This window comes from Streptomyces sp. NPDC096132 (genome assembly GCF_044763345.1).
Classification (GTDB): domain Bacteria; phylum Actinomycetota; class Actinomycetes; order Streptomycetales; family Streptomycetaceae; genus Streptomyces.
Map to the genome: position 1 here is coordinate 240,674 of NZ_JBIWGA010000012.1, position 23,130 is coordinate 263,803.

22 protein-coding genes are annotated in these 23,130 nt (G+C 73.2%); 12 read left to right on the top strand and 10 right to left on the bottom strand.

The window, feature by feature from the left end; translation table 11 throughout:
• Positions 1 to 35: 35 nt before the first annotated feature.
• The 6 genes from ACIRF9_RS27900 (at position 36) to ACIRF9_RS27925 (ending at position 7,426) form a co-directional block, all read left to right on the top strand.
• A complete protein-coding gene (locus ACIRF9_RS27900; RefSeq protein ID WP_403827558.1) occupies positions 36 to 2,858 on the top strand; it encodes a BTAD domain-containing putative transcriptional regulator in 2,823 nt (940 codons plus the stop codon).
• 468 nt (positions 2,859 to 3,326) lie between these two features.
• A complete protein-coding gene (locus tag ACIRF9_RS27905; RefSeq protein WP_403827560.1) occupies positions 3,327 to 3,893 on the top strand; it encodes a sigma-70 family RNA polymerase sigma factor in 567 nt (188 codons plus the stop codon).
• 163 nt (positions 3,894 to 4,056) lie between these two features.
• Positions 4,057 to 5,148, top strand: coding sequence for an RICIN domain-containing protein (locus tag ACIRF9_RS27910; protein WP_403827562.1), 1,092 nt, complete (start codon positions 4,057 to 4,059; stop codon positions 5,146 to 5,148).
• Between the two features lie 212 nt (positions 5,149 to 5,360).
• The gene (gene dhaK, locus ACIRF9_RS27915; protein WP_403827564.1) at positions 5,361 to 6,353 is read left to right on the top strand and encodes a dihydroxyacetone kinase subunit DhaK; all 993 of its coding nucleotides are present in this window, start codon (positions 5,361 to 5,363) and stop codon (positions 6,351 to 6,353) included.
• A gap of 55 nt (positions 6,354 to 6,408) precedes the next feature.
• Positions 6,409 to 7,008, top strand: a complete 600-nt coding sequence (dhaL, locus tag ACIRF9_RS27920; protein ID WP_403827566.1) for a dihydroxyacetone kinase subunit DhaL — start codon at positions 6,409 to 6,411, stop codon at positions 7,006 to 7,008.
• Between the two features lie 7 nt (positions 7,009 to 7,015).
• Positions 7,016 to 7,426: a PTS fructose transporter subunit IIA gene (locus ACIRF9_RS27925; RefSeq protein ID WP_403827568.1), complete on the top strand. Its 411-nt coding sequence runs from the start codon at positions 7,016 to 7,018 to the stop codon at positions 7,424 to 7,426.
• An 18-nt stretch (positions 7,427 to 7,444) separates the two neighbouring features.
• Here ACIRF9_RS27925 and ACIRF9_RS27930 read toward each other — a convergent pair whose 3' ends face one another.
• The gene (locus tag ACIRF9_RS27930; RefSeq protein WP_403827570.1) at positions 7,445 to 8,083 is read right to left on the bottom strand and encodes a TetR/AcrR family transcriptional regulator; all 639 of its coding nucleotides are present in this window, start codon (positions 8,081 to 8,083) and stop codon (positions 7,445 to 7,447) included.
• Between the two features lie 149 nt (positions 8,084 to 8,232).
• Between ACIRF9_RS27930 and ACIRF9_RS27935 the strand changes: the two genes are divergently transcribed.
• A complete protein-coding gene (locus ACIRF9_RS27935) occupies positions 8,233 to 8,994 on the top strand; it encodes an SDR family NAD(P)-dependent oxidoreductase (protein ID WP_403827572.1) in 762 nt (253 codons plus the stop codon).
• 105 nt (positions 8,995 to 9,099) lie between these two features.
• Here the strand turns inward: ACIRF9_RS27935 and ACIRF9_RS27940 are convergent, their stop codons facing one another.
• The gene (locus tag ACIRF9_RS27940) at positions 9,100 to 9,858 is read right to left on the bottom strand and encodes a glycoside hydrolase family 75 protein (RefSeq protein ID WP_403827574.1); all 759 of its coding nucleotides are present in this window, start codon (positions 9,856 to 9,858) and stop codon (positions 9,100 to 9,102) included.
• A 381-nt stretch (positions 9,859 to 10,239) separates the two neighbouring features.
• Here ACIRF9_RS27940 and ACIRF9_RS27945 point away from each other — a divergent pair, with 381 nt between their 5' ends.
• Both ACIRF9_RS27945 and ACIRF9_RS27950 read left to right on the top strand, forming a co-directional pair.
• Positions 10,240 to 11,238, top strand: a complete 999-nt coding sequence (locus ACIRF9_RS27945) for a fibronectin type III domain-containing protein (protein WP_403827766.1) — start codon at positions 10,240 to 10,242, stop codon at positions 11,236 to 11,238.
• A gap of 150 nt (positions 11,239 to 11,388) precedes the next feature.
• Positions 11,389 to 11,943 (top strand): hypothetical protein, encoded by a 555-nt coding sequence (locus ACIRF9_RS27950; protein ID WP_403827576.1) that lies wholly within the window; start codon positions 11,389 to 11,391, stop codon positions 11,941 to 11,943.
• Positions 11,944 to 11,962: 19 nt separating this feature from the next.
• Here ACIRF9_RS27950 and ACIRF9_RS27955 read toward each other — a convergent pair whose 3' ends face one another.
• The 4 genes from ACIRF9_RS27955 to ACIRF9_RS27970 all read right to left on the bottom strand — a co-directional run bounded on the left by ACIRF9_RS27955 (position 11,963) and on the right by ACIRF9_RS27970 (position 16,113).
• The gene (locus ACIRF9_RS27955) at positions 11,963 to 12,505 is read right to left on the bottom strand and encodes a PadR family transcriptional regulator (protein ID WP_403827578.1); all 543 of its coding nucleotides are present in this window, start codon (positions 12,503 to 12,505) and stop codon (positions 11,963 to 11,965) included.
• Between the two features lie 53 nt (positions 12,506 to 12,558).
• Positions 12,559 to 14,574 carry an FAD-dependent oxidoreductase gene (locus ACIRF9_RS27960; protein ID WP_403827580.1) on the bottom strand — a complete coding sequence of 672 codons (2,016 nt, stop codon included), beginning with the start codon at positions 14,572 to 14,574 and terminating at the stop codon, positions 12,559 to 12,561.
• 132 nt (positions 14,575 to 14,706) lie between these two features.
• Entirely contained in the window at positions 14,707 to 15,075 is a 369-nt protein-coding gene (locus ACIRF9_RS27965) for a hypothetical protein (RefSeq protein WP_403827582.1), read from the bottom strand.
• Positions 15,076 to 15,219: 144 nt separating this feature from the next.
• Positions 15,220 to 16,113 carry a hypothetical protein gene (locus ACIRF9_RS27970; protein WP_403827584.1) on the bottom strand — a complete coding sequence of 298 codons (894 nt, stop codon included), beginning with the start codon at positions 16,111 to 16,113 and terminating at the stop codon, positions 15,220 to 15,222.
• 246 nt (positions 16,114 to 16,359) lie between these two features.
• Here ACIRF9_RS27970 and ACIRF9_RS27975 point away from each other — a divergent pair, with 246 nt between their 5' ends.
• Entirely contained in the window at positions 16,360 to 18,420 is a 2,061-nt protein-coding gene (locus ACIRF9_RS27975) for a SpoIIE family protein phosphatase (RefSeq protein ID WP_403827586.1), read from the top strand.
• Between the two features lie 140 nt (positions 18,421 to 18,560).
• Positions 18,561 to 19,283: a hypothetical protein gene (locus ACIRF9_RS27980; protein WP_403827588.1), complete on the top strand. Its 723-nt coding sequence runs from the start codon at positions 18,561 to 18,563 to the stop codon at positions 19,281 to 19,283.
• On the opposite strand, the gene ACIRF9_RS27985 is transcribed toward ACIRF9_RS27980, so the two are convergent.
• Positions 19,276 to 20,112 carry a putative protein N(5)-glutamine methyltransferase gene (locus ACIRF9_RS27985; RefSeq protein WP_403827589.1) on the bottom strand — a complete coding sequence of 279 codons (837 nt, stop codon included), beginning with the start codon at positions 20,110 to 20,112 and terminating at the stop codon, positions 19,276 to 19,278. The genes ACIRF9_RS27980 and ACIRF9_RS27985 overlap by 8 nt on opposite strands.
• 241 nt (positions 20,113 to 20,353) lie before the next feature.
• Here ACIRF9_RS27985 and ACIRF9_RS27990 point away from each other — a divergent pair, with 241 nt between their 5' ends.
• Positions 20,354 to 20,785 (top strand): MarR family winged helix-turn-helix transcriptional regulator, encoded by a 432-nt coding sequence (locus ACIRF9_RS27990; RefSeq protein ID WP_403827591.1) that lies wholly within the window; start codon positions 20,354 to 20,356, stop codon positions 20,783 to 20,785.
• A gap of 56 nt (positions 20,786 to 20,841) precedes the next feature.
• Here the strand turns inward: ACIRF9_RS27990 and ACIRF9_RS27995 are convergent, their stop codons facing one another.
• From ACIRF9_RS27995 to ACIRF9_RS28005, 3 genes are read right to left on the bottom strand one after another with little or no spacing between them, the layout of a single operon-like run.
• Positions 20,842 to 21,381: a hypothetical protein gene (locus tag ACIRF9_RS27995; protein ID WP_403827593.1), complete on the bottom strand. Its 540-nt coding sequence runs from the start codon at positions 21,379 to 21,381 to the stop codon at positions 20,842 to 20,844.
• A 50-nt stretch (positions 21,382 to 21,431) separates the two neighbouring features.
• Positions 21,432 to 22,139 carry a GNAT family N-acetyltransferase gene (locus ACIRF9_RS28000; protein WP_403827595.1) on the bottom strand — a complete coding sequence of 236 codons (708 nt, stop codon included), beginning with the start codon at positions 22,137 to 22,139 and terminating at the stop codon, positions 21,432 to 21,434.
• Positions 22,136 to 23,068: an NADP-dependent oxidoreductase gene (locus tag ACIRF9_RS28005; RefSeq protein ID WP_403827597.1), complete on the bottom strand. Its 933-nt coding sequence runs from the start codon at positions 23,066 to 23,068 to the stop codon at positions 22,136 to 22,138. Before ACIRF9_RS28005 ends, ACIRF9_RS28000 begins: the two co-directional genes overlap by 4 nt.
• Positions 23,069 to 23,130 lie beyond the last annotated feature (62 nt).

Consider the following 23,130-nt stretch of genomic DNA (forward strand, 5'->3'; position numbering starts at 1 on the left):
TGGGACCGGTCGGCGCTTGGTGTGGGGGGACCGAAGTGGATCTCGGCCCGCCGCAGCAGCGAGCCGTGCTGGCGGTGTTGTTGCTGGCGGAGGGCGCACCGGTACGGATGCACGAGCTGGTCGACGCGCTGTGGGCGAGCGCGCCGCCCGCGTCGGCGGTGGGTTCCGTACGCACGTATGTGCACCGTCTGCGGAAACAGCTGCACCCGTCGCTGATCCGTTCCGTCGGCGACGGCTATGTGTTTCCCGTCTCGCCGGAAGACCTGGATCTCGCCGCGTTCCGGGACCTGCTCTCCCATGCGGAGCGGGCCCGCCGGGTGGGGGACGCCAAGGGCACGGTTCTTCTCCTGCGGGACGCGCTCGCGCTCTGGCGGGGCGGGGCGCTGGCCGACCTTCGGGGCGAGTACGCGCAGGCCCGGCGTGAGCGGCTGGACAGGCTGCGGCTGTCCGTGGTGGAGACCCTGCTGACGCTGGAACTCGATCTCGGCCACCCTGCGGAGGTGGCGACGGAGCTGACCGGGCTGGTCGCCGAACACCCCCTGGACGAGCGCTTCCGGGAGTTGCTCATGCTGGCCCTCTACCGCTGCGGCCGGCAGTCGGCGGCCCTGGACACGTACCGCAGGGCGCGGACACTGCTCGCGGACGAACTGGGCATCGACCCCGGCCCCGGGCTCCAGCGCATGTACGAGCGCATCCTGCGCGCCGACGCCGGACTTCTCGCCCCGCGTCCCGCCGACGAGCCGGCCCCGGCGCGCACCGTCCCATCCGCTCCCGCACTGCCCGTTCCGGCCCAACTCCCGTCCGGCCTGCCCGCGTTCGTCGGCCGCGCCGCCCAACTGGCCATGGTCGACAAGGTACTCCCGCAGTGCGACGAGCCGCCCGTCACGGTGGTGATCGGCGGCATGGCGGGGGTCGGCAAGACGACCTTCGCCGTGCAATGGGCCAGGCAGGTCGCCTCCCGCTTCCCCGACGGCCATATCCATGTCGATCTCCGGGGGTTCGACCCCGTCGGCCTGCCGCTGGCGCCCGAGCACGCGCTGCGTACGATTCTGCAGTCGCTCGGCGTCGCCCAGAGTGTCCTGCCGCAGGACGAGGACGCGCTGGCGGCCCTCTACCGCACCGTCCTCGCCGACCGGCGGGTCCTGCTCCTGCTGGACAACGCCGGCGACGCCCGGCAGGTACGGCGGCTGCTGCCCTCGGCTCCCGGGTGTCTGGCGATCGTCACCAGCCGGAACGTGCTCTCGACCCTGATCGCCGTGGACGGCGCCCACCCCGTCCGCCTCGACGCGCTCTCCCCGGACGAGGCCCACGACCTCCTCGCCCGCCGCCTCGGGCACGACCGGGTGGCCGCCGAACCGGCGGCGGTACAGGAGATCGTCGAACGGTGCGCGCGGCTGCCGCTGGCCCTGGCGGTCGCGGCGGCTCGCGCGACCACCCGTTCCGCCTTCCCCCTGGCGGCCTTCGCGGCCGAACTCCGCGACAGTCAGGGAAGCCTGGACGCGTTCGACGACCCCGAGCCCGGCAGCACCGTCGACGTGCGCGCCGTCTTCTCGTGGTCGTACCACGCTCTGACCCCGGCCGCCGCTCGCCTGTTCCGGCTGCTCTCGCTGCACCCCGGCCCCAGCATTTCGTTGCCGGCGGCCGCGAGCCTGATCGGGCTCGCCGTTCCGCACACGCGCCGACTGCTGGCCGAACTCCTCCGGGCCCACCTCCTGGACGAACCCGCCCCGGGCCGTTACGCCTCCCACGACCTGCTGCGTGCCTACGGCTCCGAGCTCGCCCGCACCACGGATCCGCCCGCCGAACACCACGCGACGCGCCGCCGTGTCCTCGACCACTACCTGCACAGCGCCCGGGAGGCGGTCGCGGCACACTCTCCCGAACGATCCCCGATCTCTCCGGCACCAGCGGCGCCGGGGGCGCGGGCCGAGGACTTCGCCGGGGACTCCACGAAGGCGGTGGCCTGGTTCGCCGCCGAACAGACGGTCCTGCTCGCGGCCGTCGAGCAGGCCGCGGCCCATGGCTTCGACGTGCACACCTGGCAGCTCGCCTGGGCCGTCGACATCCATCTGAACCGCAGTGGTCTGTGGCGGGACGCCGAGGCCGTCCACCGCAGCGCCATGGACGCGGGGCGACGCCTGGGTGATCCGACCGCCCAGGCCCATGCCCACTGCGGCCTCGCCAAGGCCGCGACGACACTGGGCCGCGTCGACGAGGCACGCGCCCACGCCGAGCGGTCCGTCGAACGCTTCGCTGAATCCGGCGACTTGAGGGCCTGCGCCGAGAGCTGGCACGTGCTGTGCTGGGTGGCGGAATGCCAGGGCGATCCGGAAGCCGCGCTCAGCGCCGCGCAGCAGTCCCTCCGGATACGCCGCGCCGTCCACGACTCCGGATCCGACGACGAGCGCGACAGCAGGGCGACAGCCGGGGCACTCAACGCGGTCGGCTGGGCCCACGGTCTGCTCGGGCGGCACCAACAGGCCCTCGATCACTGCCGGGAGGCGCTGGCCCTGCACCGGAAAAGCGGACGCGACCACGGTCTGTGGCACATCTGGAACAGCATCGGCACCGCCCAACATCACCTCGGGCAGTACGACGAGGCCGTGACGAGCTTCCGGAACGCCCTCGCCGGCTACCAGCAGACCGGCAGCCTTCCGATCGCCGAGGCGGGAACGAGACGTCGGCTCGGCGACACCTACCTGAGCATGGGCAGGCCGGACGCCGCCCGTGCCGAATGGACCGAGGCCCTGAGCATCCTCGAACGGCTGGGCCACGCCGACGCCGAGCGCCTGCGTACCGGCCTCCGGGAGCTTCCGGCACCGGACGCACACCGGTTCAGCCCGCATCGGTCAGGCTGAACCCGCCGCTCAGCCGGTGTGTCACTCGCATCGGTTCCCCTCTCTCCGTGGACCGATGACGGCGCACGGACGACGGACCGTCGACACCTCACGACCCCCCGGGACGGGCAGTGCGGGTCGCGCGAGTCCACGCGCTGATGCCCGCCCCGGGAGACGGGACACCGGCCGTTGTGACGGCCGGACCCGACTGTGGGTGCGCGGTCGCCGCGCGGACGTCCATCCACGTCGGCGCGGCGACCGCGCTCACCCCCACTACGGACCCGCTCTCCCGGGGGTTCTCACCCGGACCGACCCGTTACCGGACCGTTATCTTCACCGCCCGGCGCGGCCCCGCTCCGTGGTCAGGGGTGGGGCCGGCCGACCATCGGACGTCGATCGGGCGTCGATCGGGCGCCGCGACGATCGGGGAATCAGCCACCACTCGAACCCGAACGGATCGGTCAGTCCGGAATGCGTACTGCGCCCCTGATGAAAGCCACGGCGGTCGACGAGTCCGAGGAACACACCGAATCGCCACGTCGGGACGGGGGTCAGCACTTCGCGCGCGTCATCTACCAGCAGCACGGGACCGACCTGCTGCAGTTCGCCCAAGGTCTCACCCTGGGTGACGTCCACGGCGCCGAGGACATCGTCCAGGAGGCCGTCCTGCGGGCCTGGCGGCACGCGGACCGGCTCGGCTCGACGCCCGGACTGACCCGCCCGTGGCTGTTCACGGTGGTACGGCGCCTCGCGATCGACGCCCATCGCGTGCGGCGAGCCCGACCTGCCGAGCTGATCCCCTCCGCCCTGGGCCGGGAAGTCGTCGGGGACTGCAGCGACCGCGCTCTCACCACGGAGGTACTGAGAAAGGCCCTGGCGGATCTGGCCCAGCCCCACCGGGACGTGCTGGTGCACCGGTACTGCCTCGACCTCAGCATCGAGGCCACGGCGGCCCGGCTGAACCTTCCCACGGGCACGGTCAAGTCCCGCAGCAACCAGGCCCTGCGCGCGCTGCGCCGGGCCCTGACGTCACGCGGAATCACGTCAGCGGACTGACACCGCTCCGTGACGGCCGTACGGGACGGCCGGCACCCCGCTGTCGTTCGGCCCGGCGGGCCGCCTCGCCCGGTGATCGGCACGACGTGATACTGACCGCCCGCGATACCACCGTGCCCGCACCTCCCGCGGTTGCCCGAGCGCCCGCCCCTGAAAGGACGACATGACCGTCTCCCCCGACGATCCGACAGCGGAAGCCGCCGCGGCCCCGTCGGAGCGGCCCGACACCGCACAGTCCCGCCCCCTGCCGCGCCGCTCCAGGGGCCCGTCGGCGATCGCCGAGGCCGGCGCCGCGTTGGGGTTGGGTACCAGGGACCAGGACACACCCGGGGCCGAGCCCGATCCGGCACCGCCCATGTCCGCCGCCGCGGCAGAGTTCGCGGCACTCACCGCCGCCGCGCCGGACACGGACGAGGGCACGGACAGCGACCCGGCCACACGCGGCCGTACAAGGGCCACGGATGTGGCGGACACCGCCGCCGTCCCGCCCGCGCCACTTCCGGGGCGCTCCCGCAAAGCGCTGCTGGCCGGCGCCGCCCTCGCCGGTGCCCTGTTGATCGGCATCCCCTTCCTGGTGAGCGGCGGCGACGGCGACGAGAAGCGCGCCACCGCGTCGGACGACGGAACAGCCGACGTGGTGGGCAACGAGGGGAACGCGCATGTGACCGGCACGTTCGACTCCGCCTCCCCCTCGGACGGAGCGGCCTCACCGCGGGCCTCCGCGACCGACGACACCCCGGCCAAGGACCGGACGGCCTCGCCCGACGGTTCGCAGACGCCCGGTAGGACGTCCGGCGACACCAAGAACGGCGACGCGGGAACCGGGACCTCGTCCATACAGCCCTCGGCCGAGAACTCCCCGGGCGCGGTCCCGGGGGTCCCGGTCGTGGGCACGGCCTCCGGCCGTTGCATCGACGTGACGGGAGGCAGTACGCGGGACCGGACCCCCCTGCAGATCTGGGACTGCGTCGGCGCGGCCCGGCAGAAGTGGCAGTTCGCCGCCGATGGCACCGTGCGGGCGCTCGGCAAGTGCATGAACGTCAACGGAGGTTCGCGGGACGACGGCGCGGCGATCCAGCTCGTCGCCTGCAACGGGACCGGGGCGCAGCGGTTCAGGCTGAACGCCGCGCACGATCTCGTCAACGTCCAGGCGGACAAGTGCGTCGACGTCAGGGACATGGGGACCGACAACGGAACACGGCTGCAGTTGTGGACCTGTGGCGGCACGGACAACCAGAAATGGAGCGCCGGCTGACGACAAGGTCGTTCTTCACGCCTTTACGTCCCGCGCACGTGACCCAGCCCCGGTCAGCGCCGATACTGCCAAAGGCGGCCTTCCGGAACCGAGTACCGCCGGAAGCCGCTGCCACCTGCTGCCGGACGCCAAGATCGCTAATTCGCCCAACCTGGCCTGACCTGCAAAAATAGAGGTCAGGAGTCCTCTGCCAGTCTCACCAGGAGGTATCCATGAAGATGCTGATCAACGTTCCGGAATCCGTGGTCGCGGACGCGCTGCGCGGGATGGCGGCCGCTCATCCCGAACTGACCGTCGACGTCGAGAACCGCGTGGTCGTACGGCGGGACGCGCCGGTGGCCGGCAAGGTGGGGCTGGTGTCGGGCGGCGGGTCGGGGCACGAGCCGTTGCACGGGGGGTTTGTCGGACCCGGGATGCTCTCCGCGGCCTGTCCGGGTGAGGTGTTCACGTCTCCGGTGCCCGATCAGATGCTGCGGGCGGCGGCGGCCGTGGACAGCGGCGCGGGTGTGCTGTTCATCGTGAAGAACTACACCGGCGACGTGCTCAACTTCGACATGGCGGCCGAGCTCGCCGAGGACGAGGGCATCCAGGTCGCCAAGGTGCTGGTCAACGACGACGTGGCCGTCACCGACAGCCTCTACACGGCGGGACGCCGCGGTACGGGCGCCACGCTGTTCGTGGAGAAGATCGCGGGGGCCGCGGCCGACGAGGGACAGCCGCTGGAGCGTGTCCAGGCGGTCGCCCGGCAGGTGAACGAGAACTCCCGCACCTTCGGCGTCGCGCTCAGCGCCTGCACCACGCCCGCCAAGGGCAGTCCCACCTTCGACCTGCCGGCCGGCGAGCTGGAGCTGGGCATCGGCATCCACGGCGAGCCGGGCCGGGAGCGGCGGGCGATGATGACGTCCGGGGAGATCGCCGACTTCGCCGTGCAGGCCATCCTGGACGACATGACACCGAGCAACCCGGTCCTCGTGCTGGTCAACGGCATGGGCGCGACGCCGCTGCTCGAGCTGTACGGCTTCAACGCGGAGGTGCAGCGGGTGCTGACCCAGCGCGGGGTGGCCGTCGCCCGGACGCTCGTCGGCAACTACGTCACCTCCCTCGACATGGCCGGTGCCTCGGTGACCGTGTGCCAGATCGACGAGGAGCTGCTGCGGCTGTGGGACGCGCCGGTGAACACGCCGGGCCTGCGCTGGGGCATGTGAGGCAAGGAGAAGCAGGGCAGGCACGCGCGCCCGACCGACCACGCAAGGAGACCCAGTGCTCGACGCCGACTTCTTCCGCCGTTGGATGACGGTGACCGCCGCGTCCGTCGACCGCGAGGCGGAACGGCTCACCGCTCTCGACTCGCCCATCGGGGACGCCGACCACGGCAGCAACCTCCATCGAGGGTTCAAGGCGGTGACCGCGGCGCTGGAGAAGGAGGGACCGCAGACACCGGGCGCGGTCCTCGTCCTCGCCGGGCGCCAGCTCATCTCCACCGTCGGCGGGGCCTCGGGACCGCTGTACGGGACCCTGCTGCGCCGGACCGGGAAGGCGCTCGGGGACACGGCCGAGGTGAGCGAGGCGCAGTTCGCCGAGGCGCTGCGGGCGGGTGTGGACGCCGTGATGCAGCTCGGAGGTGCTGCGCCGGGCGACAAGACGATGATCGACGCGCTGGTGCCGGCGGTGGACGCGCTCGGGGACGGTTTCGGCTCCGCCGCGACCGCCGCCGAGCAGGGTGCCGAGGCGACGACGCCCCTGCAGGCGCGCAAGGGCCGGGCCAGCTATCTCGGGGAGCGCAGCATCGGGCACCAGGATCCTGGAGCCACCTCGTCCGCCCTGCTCATCGCGGCGCTCGTGGACGCCGGCGGAAAGTGAGGCGAAGGTGAGCGACGACAAACTGGTCGGGATCGTGCTGGTCTCCCACAGCGCGGCCGTGGCCACCGCCGTGGCGGATCTGGCGCGGGGGCTCGCGGGCGGCGGCGCGGCCGTGCCGGTCGCCGCGGCCGGCGGGACCGAGGGCGGCGGGCTGGGCACGAGCGCCGAGCTGGTGGCCGCCGCTGCCGCCTCCGTCGACCGGGGCGCAGGCGTCGCGCTCCTCACCGACCTGGGCAGCGCCGTCCTCACGGTCAAGGCGCTGCTCGCCGAGGGCGACGAGCTCCCCGAGACCGCCCGTCTGGTGGACGCGCCCTTCGTCGAGGGCGCGGTGGCCGCCGTGGTGACGGCGGCGACGGGAGCCGACCTGGACGCGGTGGAGGCGGCGGCCGTGGAGGCGTACGACTACCGGAAGGTGTGACACCGGTCCGGACCGGGTTCAGGTCAGTCCCTCCGAGGCGACGGCGAGGGCCGAGCGGACGGCCTCCGCCAGTTCGGCCCGTACCGTCGCCGGGTCCTCGGGCGCGCGGGCGGTGCGCCACGCGTGCTGTTCCACGGCGGCGCGCAGGGCCGCGTTGAACATCGCCGCCTGGATGGCCGGCCGGAGGTCGCCGGCCGGCAGTCCGGCCCGTTCGGCGAGGGCGCGGGCGAACGCCGGCTCGGCCTCGTCGTAGGTCTGCAGCCAGACGGCGCGCAGGCCCGGTTCGGTGCGGGTCAGCCGGACGAGAGCGCCCACGGTCGTGGGGTCGGGTCCGACGACCATGCGCTCGTCGGCCTCCAGGATGCGGGCGAAGGCCTCGCCCAGGCTGCGGCCGGGGTGCCACTCGCGCAGACAGGCGGCGATCGCGTCGATACCGGCCGTCAGGAGCGGCCGTACACAGCTCTCCTTGCTGGGGAAGTACCGCCAGACCGTGCGCGCGGAGACCCCCACCGCCTGGCCGATCTGCTCGCCGGTGGTGGCCGCGACGCCCTGGTCCACGAAGAGGTCCACCGCGGCGCGGGCGATCTCCAGCCGGATCTCCGCCTTGCGCTCCTCGGTCAGGGGCGGGCGGCCCGTGCGTCCCTGGGGTGCGGTCATCCAGTCGACCTCCGTTTTCGTCGCCGTCCGCTCACCGATTCCGTGCGTCAGAGATTCTTCACCACGACTTTATGTCACTCACAGACATTAAGTCGTAGGGTGCACATCGACCGCGCGGGAAGCGCGCACATGGCAGCAAGGAGCACCTCATGGCCACTGGACTGGAAGGCCGCAGCGTCGTCGTCACCGGAGCGGGCTCGGGCATCGGGCGCGCCACCGCCCTGGCCTTCGCCGCGGAGGGGGCCCGGGTGCTGGTGGCCGATCTCAACGCGGACGGCGCGCAGGCCGTCGTCAAGGAGATCGAGGAGGCGGGCGGTACGGCCGCGGCCGTCACCGGCGACCTCAGCGAGCAGGCCGTCGTCGACGAGGTGACGGCCACGGCGGTGGAGCGCTTCGGCGGAGTGGACGTGCTGGTGAACAACGCCGGGATCATGGACCGGATGTCGGCGCTGGCGGACGTCAGCGACGCCGAGTGGGAGCGGGTCGTCCGGGTCAACCTCACCGCGCCCTTCCTCCTCACCCGCGCGGTGCTGCCGCACATGCTGGCCGCCGGCAAGGGGGCGATCGTGAGCACCGCGTCGGAGGCGGGCCTGCGGGGCAGCGCGGCGGGCGCGGCGTACACCGCCTCGAAGCACGGCGTGGTCGGGCTGACGAAGTCCCTCGCGGTGATGTACCGCGGCAAGGGCATCCGCGCCAACGCGATAGCGCCGGGCGGCACGAAGACGGCGATCGTCGTGGACGCCGACCAGGCGGCCCACGGTCCGGCGGCGCTGGGCCCGCACTTCGTCAACGTCGGCCGACTGGCCGAGCCGGAGGAGCAGGCCGCCGCGATCGTCTTCCTCGCCTCGGACGCGGCGAGCAACATCAACGGCGTGGTCCTGCCGGTCGACGACGGCTGGTCGGCAGTCTGACACCCCGTCAACAGGCGCCGGACGGCCGCTCCCCCACCCACCGCGGCCGTCCGGCCGTCGCCTCACGGCCCCGCCGCAGGTCGCCGCGCAGTCGCCGCGCCCGCCCTACTCCTCCTCGGCGCCCTCGTCCTCCGTGGCCTGCGACCGCCGGACCGTGGACTTCGCGGCCTGTACGAACGACCGGGCGAGCCGCTCCCCCACCGCCACGGCGGAGGCATGGCTCTCGACGGGGGTCGCGCGGGAGTTCTTGAAGACGATGTAGGTGACGCCGGACGGGGCGCCGCCGCCCTGCGGGTCGGGGCGGATGCCGAGGGCCGCGGCGGTGGCGTAGGAAGCCTCACCGATGATGCCGTACGGTCCGACGTCACCGACGACCGCGTACTGCACCCGGTCCCGGTAGACGACCGCCGCCACCGAGCCTCCGCGCACCCCGTACTCGCGGTAGTCCCAGACGGTGCTCGCGCCGGGCACCACGATGTAGGGCAGGGTCTCGGCGCTCAGATAGCGGCCGTCGGACTGCGTGAAGGCGGTGGCGTCGGAGAACCAGGGATCGTTACTGCTGTTGCAGTGCGGGCCGGGACGGCCGTCGCAGTCGATGTCCATGTCGGCCGTCCAGTAGACCGCCTCGGGGGTGCCGCAGACCGGGACGGTCGCGGGCGCGCCGTTGTCGGTGGGGTAGCGGCCCCGGGACACGGCGGTGCAGTTCCGTACCCGGGCCAGCAGGTCGGCGGCGCGCACGAAGCCCTCCTGCCGTATCGCCGGTGCCCCGGGGGTGCCCTGGGCCGGTAGGGCGGTGAGGGAGACGGTGGCCGGGGCCAGCAGGGCGAGGCCGGCCGCGGCCAGGGTCATCGACTGGGCGCGCACGATGGGGGACCTCTCGTGGGACGGTGACGGACACTCCGCCCAATCTGGTGCGGGTCGCATCCCGGGGCCATTCCGAGGGGGCCGTACGGTGCACTCTTCTGACGGTCCGACAGGGGCCCGGGGGCCGGCGCCGTAGCGGGCTCCGGCCCCCCGGCCACTGCGCCGGCGCGGGATCAGCGACGACAGCGGTCCGCGCCACCGGCCCGAACTCAAGTGCCCTCAGGGAGAGTTCGGCCGGGAGGAGCTTCAGCATACGTAACTTTCCCGAGCGGTCACGCAACCCCCGCACCCGTATCGCCGTCTTCATACGTTCGCCATCTTGCCGCGTTCGCGTCCGCCGTCTTGATGTGCTCGCGCCATCGCGCCATATTGGTCCGGACCATTGCCGCCACGCCGGTCCCGGGAGGCGAAGCCGTGCGACGCGTGTTGCTGTGCGGATTGGCGCTGGCCGTGTCGTGCGGATGCGCGGCCGGCGGCGGTGACGACGGGCGGGCACCCGGCGCTCCGACGGGGGTGACCGCGCGGGCGGGGAGCGCGACCAGCGTGCACGTCATGTGGAACGCGGTCGCCGCGGATCCGCCGGTCGGCGCGTACGAGGTCTACCGGGGCGGCAGGAAGGTCGGCGACGTGCCCGGCTCCGCGCACATGCTGGACGTCGTGCGTCTCGCGCCGGCCACCGAGTACGTCTTCACGGTGCGAGCCCGTGACGACGACGGCAGGCTCGGGCCGCCCAGCCGGGAGGTCCGGGCCACGACACCGGCGGCGGCCCCGGCGGACACCTCGGCGCCGACCCGCCCGGGCGGGGTCACCGGCCGGGCCGCCGGGAGCCGGGCGGTCCAGCTGTCCTGGTCGGCGTCCACGGACGACCGCGAGGTGCTGTCGTACGACGTCTACCAGGGTGGCACGAGGATCCACAGCGTCGGCGGGGCCCAGACCGCGACGGTCGTCACGGGGCTGCGGCCGGGCACGCGGTACTCCTTCACCGTCCGGGCACGGGACGCCGCCGACAATCTGTCGCCCGCCGGCCCGGCCGTGCGCGTGACCACCCCGCCCGGCACCGACGACGGGCGGGACACGGCGCCCACCGGCTTCCGCGCCACAACCCGGCGCGCGGCCGACGGGGCCCACTACATCGACCTGTCCTGGGTGGCGCCACGCGTGGACGGCGTGGTCACCGAGTACGGGATCCAGCTCGACGGGGCGACGGTCACCTCGCTGGTCTGGGGCGGGACGCCGCCGCGCGGCAGGGCGACGTACAGCTTCTACGCCGGACGCGACCCGGGGGTCACGCACCGGGTGCGGCTGCGGGCGCGGCTGCCGGACGGGACCTGGGGGGCGTACTCGGCGGAGCGGACCGTGACCACGGGGGCGGGCGGCTGACGCCTGCGCCGTCCGAAGGAATCCGTCACCTGCCCGGCTGCGCTTCGGGTGCGGGACGGTCCGGGGCAGCGTTGGCTGCCCCTGAGGCAGCACGGGCGTACCCGACCCTCGGCGGGATGTACCGCCAACCGTGCCGCCGGAGGACATCCGATGCGCACTTCCCGTGTACTTCTCCGCTCAGGACTGACCGTGGCAGCCGCCGCAGCGCTGCCGCTCGCCCTGTCCGCCCAGCCTGCGGCCGCGGTCTCCGGCATCTCGGTGAGCACGACCGGCACCACGGTGTCCGTGGTGACCAGCGCGTGCCTGCAGATCAACGGCAGCTGGGGCACCGCGTCCCTGCTCAACAGCAGTCAGGGGAGCTTCGCCCAAGGGCGCCAGGTGGCGCTGTCGGGGACGACGGTCAGCCAGTCCGCCGCCTGGTCGAGCGTGTCCCCCGGCACGTACACCGTGATCGTCATGTGCTCCAACGGCAACACCGCGGGCACCCAGTCCGTGATCGTGTCGTCGGTGTCCACCCCGACGATCTCCGCGACCACGACCGCGCCCCCGACCCCCTCGCCCTCGCGCGGTGTCATGGGCGGCCTCGGCGGCGCGGCCCGCGACGTCGGTCCCGTGACGATGGGGGTGGGCGGTGCGCTGGTGGGCGTCGGGATCATCGCGGCGGCCTGGTTCCTCCGCCGCCGCTCGAAGCCGTACCGCCTCTAGTCACCCGTGCCCGATCAGATCACCCGTGATCGATCACGGGCAGTTCCTCCAGTGCCTCGGTGAGCCACTGGATCCAGAAGGTCTCGAGTTCGATTCCCGCGCGCAGGACCAGGTGTTGCAGCCTGGCCTGCGCGCCGGTGTCGCCGGGCGGGAAGTCGCGCTTCTCGATCTCCTCGTACTCCGCCAACTGCCGCCGGTGCAGCTCGAGATGGCGGCGCAGGTCGGCCTCCAGGCCCGCCGTGCCGACGACCGCCGCGGCGCGCAGCCTGAGCAGCAGCGCGTCGCGGTGCGGCTTGGGGTCCTGGGACGCCGCCGTCCACCGTGCCAGTTCGGCGCGGCCCGCGGGCAGGACCTCGTAGGCCTTCTTCTGCCCGCGGGCCGGCTGCTGCGCGGGCAGGGCGCGGATATGGCCCTCGGCCTCCAGTTTTCCCAGCTCGCGATAGATCTGCTGGTGCGTCGCCGACCAGAAGTAGCCGATCGACTTGTCGAACCGGCGGGTCAGATCCAGCCCCGACGACGGCTTCTCGAGCAGGGCGGTGAGGATCGCGTGCGGGAGTGACATGGAGTCATCCTAGGGACGTGCCCGTACGGGGGTCGGGGTCGTGCCGCCGGCGCCTACAGTGCCGCCGCCAGCTCCGTGCCCTGCTTGATCGCGCGCTTGGCGTCCAGTTCGGCGGCCACGTCGGCGCCCCCGATGAGGTGCGCCTTCGCACCGGCGTCGAGCAGCTCCTCGTACAGGTTCCGGCGCGGGTCCTGGCCGGTGCACAGCACGATGGTGTCGACCTCCAGGACCGTGCTCTGCTCACCGACGGTGATGTGCAGTCCCGCGTCGTCGATACGGTCGTAGCGCACGCCCGGGACCATGGTCACGCCCCGGTGCTTGAGTTCGGTGCGGTGGATCCAGCCCGTGGTCTTGCCCAGGCCGGCGCCGACCTTGCTGGTCTTGCGCTGGAGCAGGTGGACCGTGCGCGGCGGGGCCGGGCGCTCGGGGCGCGCGAGGCCGCCGGGCTCCTGGTAGTCCATGTCGACGCCCCACTGGCGGAAGTACGCCGCCGGGTCCTCGCTCGTCCGGTCGCCGCCGTCGGTGAGGAACTCCGCGACGTCGAATCCGATGCCGCCGGCACCGAGGATGGCGACCCGGTCGCCGACGGGCGCGCCGTCGCGCAGGACGTCGAGGTAGCCGACGACGCTCGGGTGGTCGGCGCCGGGGATGTCGGGCGTGCGCGGCGTGACGCCGGTGGCGACGACCACCTCGTCGTACCCGGTCAAGTCCCCTGTCGCCACGGGGGTGTCGAGGCGTACGTCCACGCCGTGCGCGTCGAGCTGGTGGCGGAAGTAGCGCAGCGTCTCGTCGAACTCCTGCTTGCCGGGGACCTTGCGGGCCACGTTGAGCTGGCCGCCGATCTCGCTCGCCGCGTCGAACAGCGTGACCTGGTGGCCGCGTTCGGCCGCCGTCACCGCACAGGCGAGGCCCGCCGGTCCCGCGCCGACGACGGCGACGCGCTTGCGCAACCGCGTGGGGGACAGGACCAGTTCGGTCTCGTGGCAGGCGCGCGGGTTGACCAGGCAGGAGGTGATCTGGCCGCTGAACGTGTGGTCGAGACATGCCTGGTTGCAGCCGATGCAGGTGTTGATGGCCTCCGGTGTACCGGCGGCCGCCTTGTTCACGAAGTCGGGGTCGGCGAGCATCGGCCGGGCCATCGAGATCATGTCGGCGCAGCCGTCGGCGAGCAACTGCTCGGCGAGTTCGGGGGTGTTGATGCGGTTGGTGGTGACGAGCGGGACGGACACCGCGCCCATCAGCTTCTTCGTCACCCAGGTGTAGGCGCCGCGCGGCACGGAGGTGGCGATGGTGGGGATGCGGGCCTCGTGCCAGCCGATGCCGGTGTTGATGATGGTCGCGCCGGCCTCCTCGACAGCCTTGGCGAGGGTGACGACCTCGTCGAGCGTGGAGCCGCCGGGCACGAGGTCCAGCATGGACAGCCGGTAGACGACGATGAAGTTCTCGCCGACCGCCTCGCGGACCCGGCGCACGATCTCGACGGGGAAGCGCATCCGGTTCTCGTACGAGCCGCCCCAGCGGTCGGTGCGGTGGTTGGTCGGGGCGGCGATGAACTCGTTGATCAGGTAGCCCTCCGAGCCCATGATCTCGACGCCGTCGTACCCGGCCCGCTGGGCGAGGCGGGCGGTGCGGGCGTAGTCGTCGATGGTGCGCTCGACGTCCTCGTCGGTCAGCTCGCGGGGCGGGAAGGGGCTGATGGGGGCCTGGAGCGGGCTGGGGGCCACCAGGTCGCGGTGGTAGGCGTAGCGGCCGAAGTGCAGGATCTGCAGCGCGATCCGGCCGCCCTCGCGGTGGACGGCCTCGGTGATCGCCCGGTGCTGCCCGGCCTCCTCGTCGGTGGTGAGCTTGGCGCCGCCCTCGTACGGGCGCCCCTCGTCGTTGGGGGCGATGCCGCCGGTGACGATCAGACCCACTCCCCCGCGGGCGCGGGCGGCGTAGAACTCGGCCATCCGCTCGAAGCCTCGGTCGGCCTCCTCCAGGCCGACGTGCATCGAGCCCATCAGGACGCGGTTGGGCAGCGTGGTGAAGCCCAGGTCGAGCGGGCTCAGCAGATGGGGGTAACGGCTCATGGCGGCCTCCGTGCGCGGCGTTGTTCGCCTCCAGTTCTAGAGGACCGCGCACGGGTTATGCAACTAGTTGCACAATCACTGCCGGGGGGTGTGCCGCACTTCACCTGCCGGGCGTCCCACCCGTCGTACGCCTCACCTGCTTTCGAGGAGGACGTGCAGCTCCCGCTCCTGGTCCCCGGAGGCCGAGGAGAGGTCGCGCACGGCGAAGAGGGAGTCCAGCGTGGAGCGCAGCCGTTCGATCGCCCAGTAGCCGCCCTGCGCGTCGGCCTCGACGGACGCCGAGAGACGGGCCGGCGGGGGGCACTCATGGGTGTCGGTGACCTCGAAGGTGCCGAGCCACACCATCGGCCTGGTCTCGTGGAGCTGCTGCGGCACCTCCTCCGGGCCCCGGTCGGACTCGAAGCAGGCGCACAGCGTGTCGAAGACGATCCGGGCGTCCTCCTTGCTGCATCCGCTGATCTCGAGGGAGACGGGCTCCTCGTGCAGACGCTCACGGTCCATCGTGATCGCTCCTCTCGTGGCGGTGGCGCGGCGGTACGGGTTCCCCTCCCACCGCGCCACATCCCCAGAAAAGCACCACTTCCCGGGCGGGACCAGCGACGGCCGTGAGGCGCCCCGCCCGCCCTCTCGGCGCAGTCGAGGCGCTCAGCTCTTGGTGAAGCGGTACGTCTTGCTGTCCGTCAGCACGCAGAAGCCGGGCGACACCACGATCACACGCAGGGTGCCGGTGCGGCGGTCGTAGTCGATGCCCTCCGCCTCGAAGGTGCCCGAGCAGGAGCTCCGCAGCGGCAGCTGGCGCAGGGCCGTGACATGGCCGGTGACGTCGGACGTGCCGTTGGGAGCGGCGGACAGGTCGACCTGGAGGAGGGGCTTGGTGATGCCGAAGAGGGTGCCGGCCGGGTCGTCGGAGGAGCACAGCAGGGTGGTCGGTCCGGTGAAGTCGCAGCCCTGGACGTCGCGTACGGCGTGGTCCAGTCGGACGGTCGACACCTGCGGCAGGTTGGCCGAGGGCGAGGTGCCGGCATTCGCGCCGGGGGTCGGGAGGACGAGGAAGCGGGTCATGGTGCCGTACTCGCCCGACAGCATCCACTTGCCGTCCGGGGTGATGGCCACCCAGGAGTTGTTCAGCGCCTCGCCCGAGCCGAGCGTGTGGACGTACTCCGACCAGGTGCCTCCGGGCGACTGCACGCGGTACATCTTCGAGGTTCCCGAGTCGGCCTGATAGGGCTCGACGTAGTAGCCGTCGTAGGAGGCGTCGGGGTCGCCGACGTGGTTCCAGCCGCGGGTGGACACGGAGAGGGGGATGGTGCCGATGCCGGTGTAGCGATTGGCGCTGTTCGCGGGGACCTCGACCGAGGTCAGCCCCTGGCTCTCGGTGAGCGGGTCGGCCCGGTCGGAGCCGACCTCGGTCCAGGTGTCGGCGGCCGAGGCGGGCGGGGCGGCGAAGAGGGCGGCGGCCGACGCGGTGGCCAGCGCGACGAGGGCGGTGCGGATGGTGCGGACCGCGTGGCGGCGGGGCCTGGCGGGGCGCAGGGGCATGCGGAAGCTCCTCGTCGGTGGGTGGAGGGCGCGATCGGCGGACAGTCTGGCGCGGTTCGGTAGTCATGTACAGACCAATCCGATGGACGGGGCCCGGCCTTGAGGAGAACAGCGGTCACCGCCGTACTGGAGGAGCATGGAGAAGGGCGTCCCGAGCCGTGGGAGAAAAGGGTTGAGCGCGGTAGAACAGGGGGAGTCGGCACGGGGGACAGCGTGCCGCGGCGACATGCGGAGGCGGTGCGTGGCATGAGTGCAGCAGGATCGTCCACGGCCGCGAGTGGTGGCCCGACCGGGCCCAGCGGGCTGCTGGACGTGCTGAACGTGGCCTCGGTGGTGCTCGACACCGAGGGGCGCATCGTGCTGTGGAGCCCGCAGGCCGAGGAGCTGTTCGGCTACACGGCGGCGGAGGCGCTGGGGCAGTACGCGGCCCGGGTGATGATCCACGAGCGCCATGTCGACCTGGTCGTCAAGCTGTTCGCCGACGTCATGGCCACCGGGCAGAGCTGGGCGGGGGCCTTCCCCATCCGGTGCAAGGACGGCTCCACCCGGATGGTGGAGTTCCGCAACATGCGGCTGGTCAACGACCAGGGCGACGTCTACGCCCTGGGGCTCGCGACGGACCAGACGACGGTGCGCCGGCTGGAGCGGGACGTGGCGCTGTCGACACGGATGGTCGCCCAGTCGCCCATCGGCCTGGCCGTCGTGGACACGGACCTGCGCTACGTCTCGGTCAACCAGGCGCTGGCCCGGATCAACGGCGTGCCGGCGGAGGAGCACGTCGGCCGCAGGCTGCGCGACGTGGTGCCCGCGGTGGACGCGGACGCCCTGGAGGCGGCCGTGCGCGAGGTGCTCCGCACCGGGGTGCCGCTCCTCGACCGGTCCGCCGTCGGACGGACCCGGTCCGACCCGACCGAGGAACACGCCTGGTCGCTCTCCCTGTACCGGCTGGAGGACTCACGCGGAACGGTCCTCGGCGTGGCCGCCTCGGTCATCGACGTCACCGAGCAGTACCGGGCGGGCGTCGAGGCAGAGGCCGCCCGGCGCCGGCTGGCCGTGATCGCCGACGCCTCCGCCCGGATCGGCACCACCCTGGACCTGGAGCGCACCGCCCGCGAACTGGCCGAGGTCGCCGTGCCGGAGCTGGCGGACGTGGCGTCGGTGGACCTGCTCGACGACGTGGTGGCGGGCCGGCGCTCCAGCCTCCGGCCCACCGAGGCGGCCGCGATCCGCTCCCTGGCGGTGCGGGCCGTCGACGCACCGGACGCGCTGCGGGCCGCCGACCCCGCCGGGCAGGTGGTCCGCTACGCCCCCGACCAACTGGTCACGGAGTGCGTGCGCACCGGGCAGCCGGTCATGGTGGCGCAGGTCAAGGACGAGGACCTCGCCCGTATCGCGCCCTCCCCGGAGGCGGCCGACCTGCTGGCCCGGGCCGGTGTGCACTCCTACCTGGCCGTGCCCCTCATCGCGCGGGGCGAGGTGCTCGGCGCCCTGGACCTCAAGCGGATCCACAACCCGCTGCCGTTCGGCCGGGACGACCTGCTGCTCGCCCGGGAGCTGGCCGCCCGCGCGGCCGTGCAGATCGACAACGCCCGCTGGTACCAGAACGCCCGTACGACCGCGCTCACCCTCCAGCGCAGTCTGCTGCCCAGCCATCCGCCGGTCACCGGTGGCCTGGAGGTCGCCTCCCGCTACCAGCCGGCGGGCGCCACCATCGAGGTCGGCGGCGACTGGTTCGACGTCATCCCGCTCCAGGACGGCAAGACCGCGCTCGTCGTCGGCGACGTGATGGGCAGCGGTATCGACGCGGCCGCCACGATGGGCCGGCTGCGCACCGCGACGACCACGCTGGCCTCCCTCGACCTCGACCCCGCGGTGCTCCTGGAGCACCTCGACAGGATCACCCAGGGCCTGGACCACTCCATCGCCACCTGCGTGTACGCCGTCCACGACCCCCGGCTGGGCAGGTGCCGTATCGCCAACGCCGGGCATCTGCCGCCGGCCCGGGTGCGCCCGGGCCTGGCCCCGGAACTGCTCGACCTGCCCACGGGGGTGCCGCTGGGCGTGGGCGGGGTGGCCTTCTCCACCACCGACGTCGACTTCGCGCCCGGCGACCAGCTCGTGCTGTACACGGACGGGCTGGTGGAGACCCGGCTGCACTCCCTCGACGAACGCCTCGACGCGCTGCTGGCCCTCCTGGACGATCCCGTCCGCCCGCTGGAGGAGCTCTGCGACCATCTGCTGACCGCGCTGCACCACCCCGACAACCACGACGACGTGGCGCTGCTGGTGGCCCGGTCACGCGGGTGACGCCGCGCGGGTGCGGCGGCGTACGCCCCGATTCACAGGCTTTTATTACCGCTTCCTTACCGCTCTGCTCGGACAATCACAGTGAGGAGTGCCGTTCGTGCCCGACGCCCCGTCGGCCGGGCCGAGGAAGGTGAGCCGTGATGCAGGAGCATGAGCAGCAGCCGGACGAGGTGGAGGTGCTCTCGGGGCCGGGCGGCGAGGAGCGGGAGCCCGCCTCCCTGCGCACGCTGTGGCGGCGCCGGTCGGCGCGCGGACGTGCGGTGATCGCGGCCACGACCGTCGTGGTCCTGGCCCTCGGCGGCACGGTCGCCTACGCGGCGACGTCGGGCGGCTCGTCCGACGGCCCGGCGTCCGCGTCCCCGTCAGCGTCCGCCTCGCCCTCGTCGCCCTCGGAGGGCCCCGGTGGCCGGCACGACCACGGCGGCCCCTGGTTCGGCTTCGGAATGGGCGGCGAAGCGGCCCACGGCGAGGCGACCGTGAAGGACCGTGACACCGGCAAGTGGGTCGTACGGGTCTGGCAGCGGGGCACGGTCGAGAAGGTGGACGGCGACCGGGTCACCGTGAAGAGCGAGGACGACACCTCGTGGACGTGGACGGTCGGCGCGGACGCCTCCGTGCGCACCGACGACTCGTCCGGGTCCGGCGCGGACGCGCTGAAGAAGGGCGACACGGTGCTCGTCGTCGGCTCCCGTTCCGGCGACACGTACACGGCGTCCCGTGTCCTGTCCGGCGACTTCGGCGACCGCGGCCCGGACAGGGGCGGGGACGGGGACGACCGGCGCGGCGGCTTCCCGGGGCACGGCCCGTGGGACCGCGGGGACGACCGCTCCCCCAGCCCCACGGGCAGCGGCGCCGCTACCTGACCCGGGTGCCGAGGACGATGTGGGCGTACCGCTCCTCGTCCTCGGCCGGACGGGCCGTCAGACCGGCGCGGGTGAAGGCCTCGACGGCGGCCGGGGCCTGCCGCTCGCTGGTCTCCACCAGGAGGATCCCGCCGGGCGTGAGCCACTCCGGGGCCTCGGCGGCGACCCTGCGCAGCACCTCGAGGCCGTCGCCGCCGCCGTCGAGGGCGGTGAGCGGCTCGTGGTCGCGGGCCTCCGCCGGCAGCAGGGGGACCTCGCCGGTGGGGACGTACGGCACGTTGGCGGCGAGGATGTCGATCCGGCCCCGCAGCCGACCGGGGAGCGCCTCGAACAGGTCGCCCTGGTGGGCGTGGCCGCCGTGGGCGGCGACATTGGCGCGGGCACAGCGCACCGCCACCGGGTCGATGTCGGCGGCGTGCAGTTCGACCTCGCCCAGCGCCGCGGCGAGGGCCGCGCCGACCGCTCCCGAGCCGCAGCACAGGTCCACGACGACGGACGCGTGCGGGGCGTGCGCGAGCGCCTGCTCGACGAGGAACTCGGTACGGCGGCGGGGCACGAAGACGCCCGGTTCGACGGTGACGCGCAGTCCGCGGAACTCGGCCCAGCCGACGACGAGTTCGAGGGGATGACCGGCCACGCGGCGCGCCACCATGGCGTCGCGTTCCTCGGGCGTACGGGCGGCGGCGAGGATCAACTCCGCCTCGTCCTCGGCGAAGACGCAGCCGGCGGCGCGCAGCGCGGCGACGACGGCGTCACGGGACGGGAGGGAAGTCGACGGGGAGAACCGGGACGACGGGGAAGAGGGGGATGCCGGAGATGACGGAGGCATGGAAAGCCGAGAGCCTTTCGACAGTCGAAGGGCGCTCCCGCAGGCGCCTACGGGCGGCGATCCGCGCCGCTCCGAGGGGAGAGCACCCGACCTGACACTGCGGTAATGGGTCTCACCTCCTCGGACTCACACGGCTGGGCACATCCGCAGCCGGACGATCACCCTACCCCAGCAAGGCCCGCGGGAGGCCCTCGGGAGCCCTCAAGTTGTACTGTGCAACTAGGAGCGCGAGGGAGGAACGGTGGACACTGCCGAGGCCGTGGAGACCATCCAGCGGGAGATGACGGTCTTCGCCCGTCGCGCCCGCGCCTCCGCCGGCCGGCTGCATCCCGAGCTGTCGCTGGTGTCGTACACGCTCCTCGGTCATCTGGAGGAGAGCGGCGGCTGCCGGGCCACCGACCTGGCCGCGCACTACGCCCTGGACAAGTCGACGGTCAGCCGCCAGGTCACCGCCCTGGAGCGGGCGGACCTCGTCGAGCGTCGCGTCGACCCCCAGGACCACCGCGTCCACGTCCTCCATCTCACCGACGCCGGCCGGCACATCCTCGCCCAGGTCACCGAAAGCCGCCGCACGGCCTTCCGGGAACGGCTCGCCGGGTGGCCGGAGGAGGATCTGGAGCGGTTCGCGGAGTACCTGGTGCGGTACAACGCCTGGCTCCCCGAGGGCGACTGACGACCACGGCAGTCCGCCACGACCGTCCGCCGGCCCGCTGACCGTCCGCCGGCCCGCTACGGCAGTCCGCCGACCCCGAGTTCCGCGACGGCGCGCGGAGAGAAGGTCATGGGGCCCGACCAGTTCTGCCGGACGGCGGCGATCTGGGAGGGGACCGGCGCGACCGGGTACACCGCCCGGCCGCGCGCCCAGTTCGCGAGCAGCCCCTCCGTCGTGTCCACGGCGGAGACCACCAGCGTCACCGGGGCCCCGCCGTCCCCCCAGGTGTTCCACAGGGCCCAGCCCTCGGCACGGGGTGCGACACCGAGGCGCGCGCAGGCCTCCTCGTACGACTCGTCCGTGCCCGCGGGCATGACGGACGGCCGCAGCACCACCACCCCCACGAGGCGGACCGTCGGCCGGTCCTCCTCCTCGGGCAGACAGCCGTCGCCGGGGAAGTGATGTCGGCGCAGGGCGCGGTCCAGGGCGTTCACGGCACGCCCGAGGCGCGTCGCCTCCTTCTGGTCCCGGTCGTGCGGGAAGGCCTCCGTGACCGCCCTGGCGAGCCGTTCGATCTCGCGCAGATGGTCGAGTTCGGTGAGTTCGGGTCGGGGCACGCCGGGCAGTCTCGCACCGGCGCGCCGCGACCCGGTAACCCTTTTCCGCCCTACGGCACGAGAGCCGGCGGCCGTTCCGGAGTCGGTGTCCGGGCGGCCAGGAACGCCGTTCTCCGGCGCAGGCGGAAGCCCAGGGACTCGTAGAGGCGGATGGCGCCCGTGTTGCCGGCGCCGGTGTGCAGGAAGGGGGTCTCGCCGCGTGCGCGGATGCCGTGGGCGACGGCGAGGATCAGGCGGGTGGCGAGTCCCTCGCCGCGGAAGGCGGGGTCGGTGCAGACCGCGCTGATCTCGGTCCAGCCCGGCGGGTGGAGGCGCTCGCCGGCCATGGCGATCAGGGCGCCGTCGCGGCGGAGGCCCAGGTAGGTGCCGAGTTCGATCGTGCGTTGCTCGAAGGGTCCGGGCTGGGTGCGGGCGACCAGGTCGAGCATCTCGGGGACGTCCGCGGGGCCGAGGCGGACCGCCTCGGGGTCCGGCGCCGCGGCCAGCCCGTCGTCGACCAGCTGCACGCCCTCCACCCGGAAGGTGATCTCCCAGCCCTCGGGGACCTCGCCCCGGAAACCGGGCAGCGGGACCTCCGCGCCGGGGCCTGCGAGGTCCGCGAGGTCCGCCCAGTCGTCGGCGTCCGGCTCGTCGGGCAGCGCCAGCCAGGGCGAGACGTCCACCGGGTAGCGCAGCACCCGGCCCCGACGCTCGGCGAAGTGCGCGTGCGGGCCGGTGAGGGAGGCGAGGGCGGGGTTGTCGAGGACGTGGCCGGTCATATCGCGGCTCCGATCTCGATCACGACCTTGCCGCGGGCGTGGCCGTCCTCGACCGTGCGCAGCGCCTCGCCCGCCTGTTCCAGCGGGAAGGTACGGGTGACGTGCGGGTTCAACGCGCCGCGCACGGCCAGGTCCGCCACCGCTTCGAGCACGGCGGACTCGCGGACGCGGGCCACGCGGGCGCCGCCCAGTGCCTCGACCTCCTCCGCCGGCGCCCCGGCGGTGATCAGCTTGGAGCGGTCGGTGAGCAGGGCCGCCGCCTGGTGCAGCACCTCGCCGCCGACGAGGTCGTAGACACCGTCGACGCCCTCCGGAGCCGCTGTGCGGGCCCGTTCGTCCCAGCCCGGTCCGGAGGCGACGTGGACCGCGCCGAGCGCCTCGAGGAACTCCTTCTTGCCCTCGCTCGCGACGCCCACGACCCGTACGCCGAGGGCCCGGGCGATCTGCACGGCCGCCACACCGACGCCGCCACCCGCGCCGGTGACGACAAGCGTCGCGCCCGCGGGCAGCGCGAGCTGGTGGACCCCGTCGTAGGCGGTGGCCGCGGCCACGGGAAGGGTGGCCGCCTCGGCGAAGGACAGGGTCGCGGGCTTGGCCGCCGCGAAGTCGGTCGTGAGCAGCGCGTACTCGGCGTAGCCGCCCGCGACGGCGGTCCCGAACACCTCGGCGCCGGGCGCGAATCCGGTGACGCCCTCGCCGGTCTCCTCGACGACGCCGGCGACCTCGTTGCCCAGGACCGAGGGGAACACGCGCTCACCGGTGTCGCCGGGGCGCCGATAGCCCGTGCGCAGCTTCCAGTCGACGGGGTTCACGCCCGCCGCGCGCACGGCCACCAGCACCTGGCCGGGGCCGGGGACGGGCCGGTCCAGCTCCACGAACTCCTGGGTCTCCGGTCCGCCGTACCGCGTGAAGACGTACGCCTTGGGCATCTGCTTCCTCGCTCTCCTCGTGTTGCGACCGGGGCACCGGCCCCGGCACTCAGCGCCAAGGA